Origin of the sequence: Picosynechococcus sp. PCC 11901, assembly GCF_005577135.1 — a bacterium.
Classification (GTDB): domain Bacteria; phylum Cyanobacteriota; class Cyanobacteriia; order Cyanobacteriales; family MRBY01; genus MRBY01.
This window is the reverse complement of record NZ_CP040360.1, coordinates 2374514-2386707: the sequence shown is the minus strand read 5'-3', so window position 1 is coordinate 2386707 and position 12194 is coordinate 2374514. Positions and strand designations below refer to the sequence as shown.

Sequence of the window (12194 nt, the reverse complement as noted above, 5' to 3'; positions counted from 1 at the left end):
TATGATCTCATATTCTTGCTTCGCTTCAAGCTATTTTTCGAGATCCCCTTGTCTTTATTATGGCATGGCCTAAGTTTTACCTTTATTAATTTTTACTGTGAATTTAAAAAGTTTTTTGGTGTTGTTTACAGGAATTTATATACACTTAATTTGTTGATTTTATTTCGCAAAAAATATTTTAAGTGCCAATATTTAATAGCAGAAAACTTTGGTAAACAACAAAACTAAAGATCCAAGCTGTAACAAAGGGAAGGATGATTGAAATAAGTAAATAACGCACTGACTTTGCCTCACCCCAAATAGCACCGAGGGTCGTCAAACAGGGCATATAAATAAGACTAAATAAACAGTAACTAAAACCCTGGGCAAAGGTAATACTATTGCTCAATTCTTGGGCTGTGGCGACTTCACTTAGGCCATAGAGAACAGCCAGGGCTGCAACTTGGACTTCTTTGGCAACAAAGCCAAACAACACGGAAATCGTCAAAAATGGATTAAAACCGAGGGGGGCCATTATGGGCTGAAATAAGCCGCCAATTTGTCCGGCGTAGGTGTCGAGCCCAGTACTGCCTTCTGGAAAGCTCGTAAGCAGCCAAATCAGACTACTGCCAATAATCATGAAAGTTGAGAGACGTACTACAAATTCTTTCATCTCTCCCCATACTCTCAGGGCGACTTGGGTGAGGGTGGGGAGACGATAGGGAGGCAGTTCTAAAACAAAGGGATCCCGCACGGCAAAATACTTAAAACGACTCAAACAAGCGGCCACGATAAAGGCGGTAACAAAACTCATGAGGTACAACACAAATAAGGCGATCGCCCCTTGGTAGCCCGGCATTACCGCTGCGAGAATAAACACAAACACTTGCAACCGCGCTGAACAGAGGGAGAAAGGAATCACCAGCATCGCCAAGAGGCGCATCCCCCGACTCCGCATCACCCTTGTGCCCATAATCGCCGGGACATTACAGCCAAAGCCCATCATTTGCAGCACAAAGGTGCGACCATCAAGGCCCAAACGCCCCATGAGAGAATCCATTAAATAGGCTGCTCTGGACAGATAGCCACTGCCTTCGAGGAAACTCATCACGATAAAAAAGATGGCCACCAACGGCACAAATGATAACAAGGCGGCAAAACCGGCCCAAACCCCATCTAGTAGTAAGTCATGGAGTAGCGTCGGCAAGGGAGACAGGAGCGGTTCTAAAATGATCTTCTGCAGCCAACTCGTGACGGCATCCACCGGATCAGCACTGGGTAAACCGACTGTCCAGATGAGCCAAAAGACCCTAAACATTGAGATGAAAAAGATCGGTAATCCCCAGACGGAATGCAACAAAATGCCATCCAATACATTGGTAAAGGTGCGGATAGTGGGCGAGGGCATCTGCAATACCCCTTCAAGGATGGCGTCTACTTCCTCGCTGTGGACGTAGTGGTCATGGAGCGATTGCCTTAAATCCTGAATACGATAGGCTTCTGCCTGTTCATGAACCGTGCGGGTAATGCATTGCAGAACACGGGGACAGCCTTCACCATATTTGGCACTAATGGCATACACGGGAACATTGACCCGTTCGCTGATTGTGGTGGCATCAAATTTGACCCCATAGCGTTTCGCTTCGTCGGCCAGATTTAACACGGCGATCGCCGGCAGACCGAGGGATTTTATTTGCAACAGGAGCCGTAACTGGCGATCAATCTGTGCCGCATTCAGCACCACCACCACCAAATTGACCGCATACTCCTCTAAAAACCGCCGTACCACCTGCTCGTCATCGGAATAACCATTAAGGTCATAAATTCCCGGCAAATCAATACATTCGACGATCTCTTGATCGAGCTTGATCACCGCCCGAAATAAGTCCACCGTCAAACCCGGCCAGTTGGCGATCGCCGCATTGGCTTTAGTGATCCGATTAAAAAACGTCGATTTCCCCGTATTCGGATGCCCCACGAAGGCAATTCGTCGCGTCACATCTTTCCGTTGCGAGTTGATCGGGGTTGCATGGCAATAGTGAACCATCAACTACACCTCAGCGATGCTCACAGAAATATGCTGGGCTTCATCCCGTCGCATGGCAACTTCCGTCGTACTACCAATCCGTAAATGGAGTGGCCCCCCAAGGGCCGCCTTCCGTAAAACCTGAATGGGTTTATCAGGAATAATTCCTAGTGCTTCTAGGCGTGTAATTAAACTTTGACCATATTTACTATCAGAAATTTCACGAACTAGCGCGATTTGCCCAACAGCTAAGTCTAAAAGGGTCATGCTGTTTGTCCTCTTAGCGGATTTAATTTTGAAGAGAATAATAAAAAATATTTGCATTTACTACTTTATAATATTTTTGCATACCGCTAAATCAATGAAATTTTTTGTAACCTAGACCCAGGTAGTCTAGACCTCGATCACCAAAGGCCCCACTTTCGCAACAAAAAGCCCTTGAACTAAAGAAAGCTCAAAGGCGTAGTTTGTCTTAGTTTTTCAGCGATCTAAGGGCGATAGAGTGGTTTACAGGAGCGCTTAAACCATGGATGAGTAACGCAGTTTTCTCAGCTAAATAGCGTAAATCACCATCGGGTTATTGAACCGTTTGGTTACGCCAAAGTTCTGGATCGATCGCCACGCCATTGACATAGAGTCCCCAGTGGAGGTGAGGCCCGGTGGAAGCACCACTAGAACCGACGGTGCCAATCGCTTGACCTGCTTGGACAAAATCTCCTTCCTTGAGGTTGCTGGGAATACTGTTGAGGTGTAGGAAAACGCTAATGACGCCCTGGCCATGGTCAATACCGACGGTATTACCGTGTACTTTAAAACCATTTTTCTCGAAGTCAATCAGGGCCACTTTACCGGCGGCAGGAGCGACCACCGGAGAACCATAGCCTGCTGCATAGTCAATGCCGCGATGGTAGTAATCTTGGGCAAAAACGCCATTGTAGTAGCGCCGCACGCCAAAAATCGTTGAAACGCGACCACTATTCGGCCGTAGGAAAGGGCCATTCCAATGTTTTGTGGGGGAGACAATGGCTTTGAGGGCGGCAACACGGTCAAGTTCGTATTGGGTTGCAGGTCCAGAGCCACTGCCAGAGAGGGTAATGCGTTGGGTCGGGAAACGGCGGTCTTGGATCCAAACGGCGAGGTTGCGGGCTTCATTACCATCACTCACCTGGAGGAGGGTTTTGCCGTGGGGTTCGAGGGGAGATGTCGGAATTAAAGCCCGGTAGCGATCGCCGGCCGGATCGAGAGGGAAAACAGGATAAGTATCGGCCTGGGTCGCGCCACTTTTGGTAAAGCGCACCGTTAAAGTATCGGCCTGTTGGGGATCGAGGGTGCCGGGGGGATCAATGATTACGGCCATGCTCTCCCCAAGTTTGGGACTGCTGGGATTGACTGTGACTTGGAGTTGCGGTTCGCTGGTGGCTGATTCTGAAAACCCCACAACTAGGGCAAGGCTGGCAACGAGGGGGAGAAAACGGGGGAAAGAAACAGTCATGGTAAATTGCGTTAGGTCAACAGATTAGAGGGACGGATCGCAGACGAAAAAGTTTACCGACAGTTTAAGCTTTGACGTAGGCGATCGCCTGGCGAGGAATCATAAATTCCCTAGTGGAGCTGCGGTCTACGACACAGAGACAGTGGGGATCTTGCCATAAAATTTTGCCAATGATGACATCATTGGTCAGGAGTTTAATCTCCACTTCCCCTTTTACTTTGACGAAGCTCTGGATGCGACGCACACTCGGATAGCCCGTATTAAATTCTGTCATAATGGCGAATTAACTTTTATTGATTAGCTTAACCGACAAGTATGGTGCTGGAATTTACGAAATATCAAGGTCTGGGTAATGATTTTATTCTGCTGGATAATCGCCAGCAAACGACGCCTCTCGTCACCCCGGAGCAAGCCATTCAACTGTGCGATCGCCACTTTGGCATTGGTGCCGACGGTGTGATTTTCGCTCTGCCAGGCCAGGCTGGTGCCGACTATACCATGCGCATTTTTAATTCCGACGGCTCTGAACCGGAAATGTGCGGTAATGGGATTCGTTGTCTAGCCCGCTTCATTGATCACCTAGAAGGAGGAAATTCGTCCGGTAAAACCTACAGCATCCATACCCTAGCGGGGATGATTCGACCCCGTTTAGAAGCCGATGAACTGGTGCGGGTTGATATGGGTGAACCGATCCTCACAGCAACAGATATTCCCACTACCCTCAAAGACGGTAACGCTCAGGCGGTGAATCAACCTCTCGACGTCGCTGGAAAAACCTGGACGGTGACCTGCGTGAGCATGGGGAATCCCCACTGTATTACCTTTGTCGAAGATGTGGCGGCGATCGCCCTAGAGACCATTGGCAAAGATTTTGAGCACCACCCGGCTTTTCCCCAACGGATTAATACTGAATTTATTGAAGTGGTTCGTCCCGACTACATCAAGATGCGGGTCTGGGAACGGGGCGCGGGGATTACCCTTGCCTGCGGGACAGGGGCCTGTGCGTCGGTGGTGGCTGGGGTCTTAACGGGCCATTGCGATCGCCTTTGTACCGTAGAACTACCGGGGGGGTGTCTCCAGATCGAATGGTCAGCGGCAGACAATCACATCTATATGACTGGGCCAGCGGCCATTAGCTTCCAGGGTCAAGTGACCCTCTAGGCTCTTGGGGCGATCGGCAAGCGAAACGAAAACGTCGATCCTTCCATCCAGCGGCTTTCAATCTCTAGGGCAGTGCCCATCTGGTTGAGGTAAGTCTGACAGAGCAATAACCCCAGGCCAGTCCCTTTCTCATTGTCGGTGCCTGGGGCTGACAGTTGGTAGCTATGGCTGCGAATTTTTTTAAGGGTTTCGGGCTTCATTCCCAGCCCCGTATCCCTGACCCCCAATTCCACATATTGACCACTCCGGCGCGCGAACAAGGTGATCGTTTCACCGTGACGGGAATATTTCACCGCATTGCCCAGGAAATTACGCAGCACAACCCCGATAAGTTCCAAATTTCCTAGGACTTGTAATTGGGGCTCCAGCTCAACTTGTAAGGTCACATTTTTTCGTTGGGCGCAGTCCTGGCACCAGGGCAACACATGGTCGGCGATCGCCTCGACTTTGATCATCTCAATGGGAACCACTTCCGTCTGGAGTTGCTGCTGCGCCCATTGCAACATCTGCATCACCTTCATTTCTGTTTGGTCAAACTTGTTGCAGACTTCGGGAATTAAAATTTCTAGCTCCTCCGGCTCTAGGGCCTGGGCGGCCAAGAGTTCTATCACCGACCGGAAACTAATCAGGGGACTGCGCAGATCGTGGGACAACACCGCTAACAGTTGATCCTTGAGGTTATTGCTTCGATCTAGGGATTGTACTTGCACCGTGAGCAGCTTAATTTTGTTTTGCTTGCGTTTTAGATTACGGCGTAAACGGAGCAAATCTTCTACCTGGTGCGCCAGCATTTGCAGCAGTTCCCGTTCAGTGGCCGTCAATTTACGGGGTTGTTCATCAATTAAACACAGGGTACCCAGGGGATAGCCGTCCCCAGAGCGGATGGGATGACCCGCGTAGAAACGAATGTAGGGTTTTCCAGTGACAAGGGGATTGTCCCAAAAGCGTTCATCGGCCAAGGTATCCGGGATTTCAAAAATGTCTGCCTCTCGAATCGCATGGCCACAGAAGGAAACATTGCGGGGGGTTTCCGTTGCCGTTAAGCCGACCTTAGCCTTAAACCACTGCCGACAATCATCCACGAGGGAAATCAGAACGATTTTGACCCCAAACAGTCGCGCCGCGAGGTTGACAATGCGATTAAATTCAGGCTCCTGGGGGGTATCTAAAAGATCCTGTTGGAACAATGATTTGAGACGTTCTGCTTCATGGGGCAAAGGTTCGGGGGTTCGCATCACTTCAGGATTTCCTTACTGCTGTGAAAAGATTATTTTCTCTCTCCAAGGTACCCAAACTAGAAATATTTTGTGCGCCCCTGAAACCTCAAAGGAGCCTTCAAATCAAGTCTCTGTCGCTAGGGGATCACTTTGGCTCAATTTTCAAATGACCTTTCAAATGACCTTTAGAGGGTCGCAAAGGCTGGGGCGATCGCCAAATTACTGGTGACCGTTTGCACATCATCAAGGGCTTCGATCGTTTCGATCATTTTGAGGATCGTTTGGATCTGTACTTCGTCGGTGAGGTTCATTTCTGTCTCCGGGAACCAGCGCAACTCCGCCTCTTTTACCGTAAAGCCCGCATCCTGCAAGGTTTGGTTGAGGTATTCTAGGTTCTCAACGGCACTGAGGACTTCCACCTCATCGCTGTCTTCGATGGCACTATAGCCTTCTGCTTCGCCAATTAAGGAAGCTTCTAGTAGGGCTTCTTCGTCGATCTCCCCCGTGAGCGTCACCACACCTTTGTGGCTAAACATCCAGCTCACACAACCCGTTTCTCCCAAATTGCCACCATTTTTACTAAAGGCAGAACGTAAATCCGCCGCTGTGCGGTTGCGGTTGTCGGTGAGGGCTTCGATCAAAATCGCCACGCCCCCGGCCCCATAGCCTTCGTAGCGAATTTCTTCGTAATTGGCTTCGCCATCATTGTAGGTACCCGCTCCCTTGGCGATCGCCCGTTCGATATTTTCATTGGGGATACCCGCAGCCTTTGCCTTTTCAATGGCAGTACGGAGTTGAAAATTCCCCGCCGGATCAGGGAGACCATGGCGCGCCGCAACAATGATCGCCCGGGATAACTGAGTAAACGTTTTCCCCTTCTTGGCATCAACCCGTGCCTTTTGTCGTTTAATATTTGCCCACTTACTATGTCCAGCCATGGTGAATGCTCATCAAATCATCACTGTTGCTTTCTTCTTAAACCATAACAGGCCACCAATACACAGCAGATTTTGAACCTGTCAGTAAAACTTTACCTTAGGTAATCCACCCGAAAGATTAGGTTATCCTGATTGTAATTGACAATTCCTGTATTTTTTGACCAGCGTTGGATGGGGGCACCAGTGAGCAACAACAGTCATAATGAAGCGCATAACTATCAAGATTCCGAGTTTGAAGACGAACTCCTAGAACTGTTTGAAGACCTCGACGCAGAAACCTCTGCCCCCCCAGCGACCGATTTTCCCAAGGAGATCGATCCGAAAGTTTCATTTATCAGCTTCGCAAATAACTTTGAAGAACTTTTAGCCTTCGAGGAAGTGACCTCCCCCCAGTCCCAAACGCCTCAGCAAGCCTCGTCCCAAAACGAAGCAGACCTCGAAGCCGATTTAGAAGCTCTCCTCCAGGATACTGATCCCAACCAACCCTCCGAAACAGAAACTTACGCCACCGAGAGCGAACCTTATTTTCCCCTCGAAGACCCCGTTTCCCCGCCCCTCAAACGCCCCAAGGCCATTTCCTCCCAGATCTCCCCGGTCACCAACGGTCAGATCACCTACTACCCTCCCCTAGAGGATCTCGGTCAATACCTAGAAGTGTCACCAAGCTCGTCGGCCAACTCTGTTGACTGGCAAGCCCTCACCCAACTCATTGAACAAAATCCGAGTGTTCCTAGCCCTAGTCCCTCTCCCAAAAAACGCCCCCAAATCACTATTTCCAAACAGACGGACTTTGGTGAATTAGAAGCCCTGCTCCAACAGGCAGACACCATGGGAGGGCCTCCCATTACCACCACCAGCGGCCCTAGTACAAATCGTCAACGCTCCCAAAAGGTCAACAGCTTTGAGCAGACCATGCGGATTCCCGTCAAGCAACTCGATAACCTCAGTAACTTGATGGGAGAACTCGTTGTCAACCGCAATACCCTCGAACAAAGCCAAGAAAAACTCCGGCAATTCCTCGACAATCTCACGGGCCAAGTCCAACGGCTCAATGACATTGGTAGCCAGATGCAAGATCTTTATGAACGTTCTCTCCTGGAGCGTTCCCTGCTGGCCAGTCGTGGTCAAAGTAGTGAATATCACTTTCCCCCAGGTTTCACCGATAAGGCGGATGCCCCCGGTCGCCATCGTTCCCAAGAATATGATCCCCTAGAAATGGATCAGTTCACCGGCTTTCACCTCCTTTCCCAAGAGATGATTGAACTGATTGTGCGGGTGCGAGAATCTTCTTCGGATATCGAATTTCTAGTCGATGACAATGAACAAGTTGCCCGTAATCTCCGGCAGGTCAGTACGCAGCTCCAGGAAGGCTTGACTAAATCACGGATGATTCCCTTTGCCCAAGCAGCCGATCGCCTGGTGCGCCCCGTCCGAGAAATTTCCCTCAAACTCAATAAGCGAGCCTCCCTCAATGTCGAAGGTCGAGAAGTGCTCATTGACAAAATGATCCTAGAGCAGCTCTATGATCCCCTGACTCACCTGATCAACAACGCCATTACCCATGGGATTGAGTCCCCGGAAGTACGCCTCAGTAAAGGTAAGCCTGCGGCGGGGGTTGTCTCCCTCAAAGCCTATATTCAGGGAAATCAAATTGTGATTGCCATTGCCGATGATGGTGCGGGGATGGATTCTGAAGCCCTCGTCCACAAAGCCCTCGAAAAAAACCTGATTACCCCTGATCAATTATCGGATCTCAGTCAACAGGATATTTATGATTTTATTTTTCATCCTGGCTTTACCACCAAGGCGCAGGCCGATGACTTTTCTGGTCGGGGGGTTGGCATGGATGTGGTCCGCACTGCCCTGGGGAGTATTCGAGGCACAATCACCATTGACTCCGCCCTGGGTAAAGGTACAACGTTTACCATCCGGCTACCCCTCACCCTCAATATCTGCCGCGCTTTATTTTGTCTCAATCGCCACGCCCGCATTGCTCTGCCCATGGATGGGGTTGAAGATATGCAGACCTACACCCTCGACCAAGTGGAACAGGAAGGCCGCAGACGTTATATTCGCTGGCGAGATTCTCGATTGCGGGTTTATCCCCTCAGTAATCTATTGACGCTCCAACGACAAATTGGGCGGGGCTCAATTTATGGAGGGGTTGGGGATCCTGACCAAATTCCCGTTGTGATCCTGCGCAGTGCGGGCAATCTCCTGGCGATTCAAGTGGATCAGGTGCTAGGGGAACAAGAAATCGTGATTAAACAGATCGAGGGGCCGATTCCGAAACCAGCGGCGATCGCCGGGGCGACAGTCCTGGGGGATGGCACGGTTATGCCTGTGGTTGATGTGTTAGAGCTGATTGAACTTGCGGCCCAGGGACGGGTCAGGGCCAAGGCTACCACCTGGCAAGATAATCCAGCCTTACACTTGCTCGTGCCAGAGATGGTACAAACGGAGCCCATTGTGTTGATTGTGGATGATTCGATCACGGTGCGCGAACTCCTCTCGATGAGTTTCACAAAGGCTGGCTATCGGGTTGAGCAAGCCCGGGACGGCCAGGAAGCTTGGGAAAAACTGCGGGGAGGCTTACCCTGTGAACTGGTCTTTTGCGATATTGAGATGCCGCGCATGGATGGCCTGGAGCTATTATCTCGCATTCAAAAAGACCCGAATTTAGAAAAAATTCCGGTGGCCATGCTGACATCAAGGGGGGCCGATCGCCACCGACAAATGGCCGCTGAACTGGGGGCAAGTGCCTATTTCACGAAACCCTATTTAGAAGAAGTGCTGTTGGATGCGGCCCAAAAAATGCGCCAAGGGGACGTGTTACTGCCGGGCAGTACGAAACAGCCTACGGTCTCGGAGCCTGGGGACGGGATGGGCGATTTTGAACCCCTAGATGATGTGTCGGTAAAAATAACGGCCCCAAGGATTTTGATTGTGGATGATTCGGTGACGGTGCGAGAATTGTTAGCCATTACCTTCCAAAAGGCGGGCTACCATGTGGAGCGGGCCCGGGATGGAGAAGAGGCTCTAGAGCAGTTGTTGGAAAATCCCGATTTTAGTTTGGTGTTCTGTGATATTGAGATGCCGCGCCTAGATGGTTTAGCGCTGCTCGAAGAAATTCAACAATATCCTGAATTGGCTCACATTCCCATTGCGATGTTGACCTCGCGCGGGGCCGGACGACACCGGAAAATTGCGGCGGCACGGGGGGCAAAGGCCTATTTCACAAAGCCCTATGTGGAAGATCATTTGCTAGAAGCAGCGGCCCGGTTAATGGCTGGGGAAATTTTACTAGACGAAAATGGTAAGGTGGTGGCGTAACTTTGGGCTGGCGATCGCCGTCTATATTTTCATCAATTGTTTTAGGTGTCAGGGGACTCGCCATGGTGCGCAGTGCTAAATTTCAGGGGCAGTGGCTCGGATTGGGGCTATGGATCGGACTTGGACTATGGGGGCCGGGGGCTTTGCCCGGTAATGCCGTTGAGATCGAAGTGGGCATTGTCCAACGATTCGGAGAAGAGCAAAACGATACTTTGACCATCTCCAGTCTGTCGGGCGATCGCCTTGAGGTGGACATTATCAGCGGCGGCCAACAACAGACGCTCCAGACCAATCAAGTCACCCTAGAGGTCGCCCAGCAACCTTTGCCCCAGGCGGAATTAGCGGAATATATCGTCCTCAGTGACCAGGGCACCTTTGAGACGGCAGAGGACAGCGCAAAATTTTGGCGTTCTCTTGGCATTGAAGTAGAAATTACCCAACCCGGTCGCTGGCAAGTCTGGGCGAAACGGGATGTCTACCAAACGCCTCTCCTCCGGCGGTTGTTGCTCCAGGAATTAAAAGCGAAGGGTTACACCACCCCTTATCTCAGTTCGACGGTGCGTACCGAAAAGGCGATCGCCTCCTTTGTGGTGGGGGGGTACCGGTACAATCGGGCCAATGTGACGATCCGTTCGCGCAACGGTTTGTTTAATGTCCAAGAAGATGGCGGCCCAGAAAGTCGCTTTGCCGGGGAACTGAGGCTCCAGCCCAACGCCTACGGCACTTTTACCCTTGTTAATGACGTCGATATTGAGGTGTATCTGCGAGGTGTTGTGCCCCACGAAATTGGCCCCAATGCCCCCGATAATGCCGTCGAAGCCCAGACAATCATTGCCCGCACCTACGCCCTGCGCAATTTACGGCGTTTTGAAGCTGACGATTACGAACTCTGTGCCACGATCCATTGCCAGGTTTATAAAGGTCTCCAGGGCACCAGTCCCCGCATTGACCAGGCGATCACCCGCACCAAAGGTTTAGTGCTCACCTACAACAACGAATTAGTCGATGCCCTGTATTCCTCTACCACTGGCGGCGTAACCGCTTCCTTTAGCGATGTGTGGGATGGGGCAGAGCGGCCTTATCTCAAAGCCGTGATTGATTCTCCGAATCCGGTTTGGGATCTAAAAGGCAACTCCCTCGCCGATGAACAGGCTTTTCGGAAATTTATCGCCCTCAACCAAGGCTTTAACGAAACGGGGCGGACTGTCTTTCGCTGGGAAAGATCCGCCACTCTCCAGGAATTAGCCACGACTCTACAAACCTATCTAGAGCGCACCCAAAATCCCCTCGCGGGCATCCAAACGGTACAAAAACTAGAGATTAAGCGGCGATCGCCTTCGGGTCGTGTCCTGGAGTTGGATGTCACCACCGACCGGGGCATTGTCAAACTCCTGAAAAATGAAATTCGCAGTGCCCTGGGGCCGCCCCGCAGTACCCTGTTTTACCTACAACCCAACCTCAATCCCCAAAATCAGCTCACGGGCTATACCTTTGTGGGGGGAGGGTTCGGCCATGGGGTCGGCATGAGTCAATATGGCTCCTACAATCTCGCTAACTTGGGCTGGTCAGCGGCGCGGATTCTCCAGTTTTACTATCCTGGCACCACCCTCCAACCCTTGGATGAGTCCATTGTCTTTTGGCGAGAAACCCCCTAGAGATAGGTGGCAACAGCGCGTAAAGAGTCAGGGATGGCGATCGCCTCAGGAAATTCTAAAGTTGTTTCCGAACTGCCGAGGTACCCGGAGGTGGTAAAGGCCATCAACATCCGCCCTAAAGCAACCCACACCACCCGGTCAAATTCCCAATCTCCCTGGCGCGGCGTGTAGCAAGCAATGGATTTCAACGCCCAAAAATAACTATTGCGCACCACCGAGCCGCCTTTTTTGTAGGGGGGCAAATCATCTTGGTGAATACAGAGAATGTCATCCTGGAGAGCTACAACACGCATAAACACTGATCGGCGAAACACACACAGGCCCATTTTAAATCACCGCAAAATTCTCAAGGTCAAGCCGAGCCGCTGCATCGGTTAATTTCTGTGATAAACA

10 protein-coding genes are annotated in these 12194 nt (G+C 50.8%); 3 read left to right on the top strand and 7 right to left on the bottom strand.

The features are described from left to right. Window positions 1-178: 178 nt before the first annotated feature. From feoB to FEK30_RS12490, 4 genes are all read right to left on the bottom strand, one after another. The gene (gene feoB, locus FEK30_RS12505) at window positions 179-2026 is read right to left on the bottom strand and encodes a ferrous iron transport protein B (protein WP_138073360.1); all 1848 of its coding nucleotides are present in this window, start codon (window positions 2024-2026) and stop codon (window positions 179-181) included. Between the two features lie 3 nt (window positions 2027-2029). Continuing rightward, on the bottom strand, window positions 2030-2272 hold the full coding sequence (locus FEK30_RS12500) for a FeoA family protein (RefSeq protein ID WP_065710790.1): 243 nt from the start codon (window positions 2270-2272) through the stop codon (window positions 2030-2032). 310 nt (window positions 2273-2582) lie between these two features. Beyond that, on the bottom strand, window positions 2583-3497 hold the full coding sequence (locus FEK30_RS12495; protein ID WP_138073359.1) for a M23 family metallopeptidase: 915 nt from the start codon (window positions 3495-3497) through the stop codon (window positions 2583-2585). A gap of 64 nt (window positions 3498-3561) precedes the next feature. Further along, entirely contained in the window at window positions 3562-3771 is a 210-nt protein-coding gene (locus FEK30_RS12490) for an Hfq-related RNA-binding protein (RefSeq protein WP_062434363.1), read from the bottom strand. Window positions 3772-3812: 41 nt separating this feature from the next. On the opposite strand from FEK30_RS12490, the gene dapF reads away from it, so the two are divergent. Continuing rightward, a complete protein-coding gene (dapF, locus tag FEK30_RS12485) occupies window positions 3813-4658 on the top strand; it encodes a diaminopimelate epimerase (RefSeq protein ID WP_138073358.1) in 846 nt (281 codons plus the stop codon). On the opposite strand, the gene FEK30_RS12480 is transcribed toward dapF, so the two are convergent. After that, a complete protein-coding gene (locus tag FEK30_RS12480; protein ID WP_030006977.1) occupies window positions 4655-5893 on the bottom strand; it encodes a GAF domain-containing sensor histidine kinase in 1239 nt (412 codons plus the stop codon). The genes dapF and FEK30_RS12480 overlap by 4 nt on opposite strands. 167 nt (window positions 5894-6060) lie before the next feature. Continuing rightward, on the bottom strand, window positions 6061-6813 hold the full coding sequence (locus FEK30_RS12475; RefSeq protein ID WP_138073357.1) for a YebC/PmpR family DNA-binding transcriptional regulator: 753 nt from the start codon (window positions 6811-6813) through the stop codon (window positions 6061-6063). Window positions 6814-6996: 183 nt separating this feature from the next. Between FEK30_RS12475 and FEK30_RS12470 the strand changes: the two genes are divergently transcribed. Then, window positions 6997-10146 (top strand): hybrid sensor histidine kinase/response regulator, encoded by a 3150-nt coding sequence (locus FEK30_RS12470; protein WP_138073816.1) that lies wholly within the window; start codon window positions 6997-6999, stop codon window positions 10144-10146. A gap of 62 nt (window positions 10147-10208) precedes the next feature. Continuing rightward, the gene (locus tag FEK30_RS12465) at window positions 10209-11801 is read left to right on the top strand and encodes a SpoIID/LytB domain-containing protein (RefSeq protein ID WP_138073356.1); all 1593 of its coding nucleotides are present in this window, start codon (window positions 10209-10211) and stop codon (window positions 11799-11801) included. On the opposite strand, the gene FEK30_RS12460 is transcribed toward FEK30_RS12465, so the two are convergent. Then, on the bottom strand, window positions 11798-12094 hold the full coding sequence (locus FEK30_RS12460; RefSeq protein WP_030006981.1) for a hypothetical protein: 297 nt from the start codon (window positions 12092-12094) through the stop codon (window positions 11798-11800). The genes FEK30_RS12465 and FEK30_RS12460 overlap by 4 nt on opposite strands. Window positions 12095-12194: the final 100 nt, after the last annotated feature.

Bases quoted from the DNA above. Each gene is read 5' to 3' on its own strand.
- feoB (WP_138073360.1), bottom strand. From the start codon at position 2,026: ATGGTTCACTATTGCCATGCAACCCCGATCAACTCGCAACGGAAAGAT.
- FEK30_RS12500 (WP_065710790.1), bottom strand. From the start codon at position 2,272: ATGACCCTTTTAGACTTAGCTGTTGGGCAAATCGCGCTAGTTCGTGAA.
- FEK30_RS12495 (WP_138073359.1), bottom strand. From the start codon at position 3,497: ATGACTGTTTCTTTCCCCCGTTTTCTCCCCCTCGTTGCCAGCCTTGCC.
- FEK30_RS12490 (WP_062434363.1), bottom strand. From the start codon at position 3,771: ATGACAGAATTTAATACGGGCTATCCGAGTGTGCGTCGCATCCAGAGC.
- dapF (WP_138073358.1), top strand. From the start codon at position 3,813: ATGGTGCTGGAATTTACGAAATATCAAGGTCTGGGTAATGATTTTATT.
- FEK30_RS12480 (WP_030006977.1), bottom strand. From the start codon at position 5,893: ATGCGAACCCCCGAACCTTTGCCCCATGAAGCAGAACGTCTCAAATCA.
- FEK30_RS12475 (WP_138073357.1), bottom strand. From the start codon at position 6,813: ATGGCTGGACATAGTAAGTGGGCAAATATTAAACGACAAAAGGCACGG.
- FEK30_RS12465 (WP_138073356.1), top strand. From the start codon at position 10,209: ATGGTGCGCAGTGCTAAATTTCAGGGGCAGTGGCTCGGATTGGGGCTA.
- FEK30_RS12460 (WP_030006981.1), bottom strand. From the start codon at position 12,094: ATGCGTGTTGTAGCTCTCCAGGATGACATTCTCTGTATTCACCAAGAT.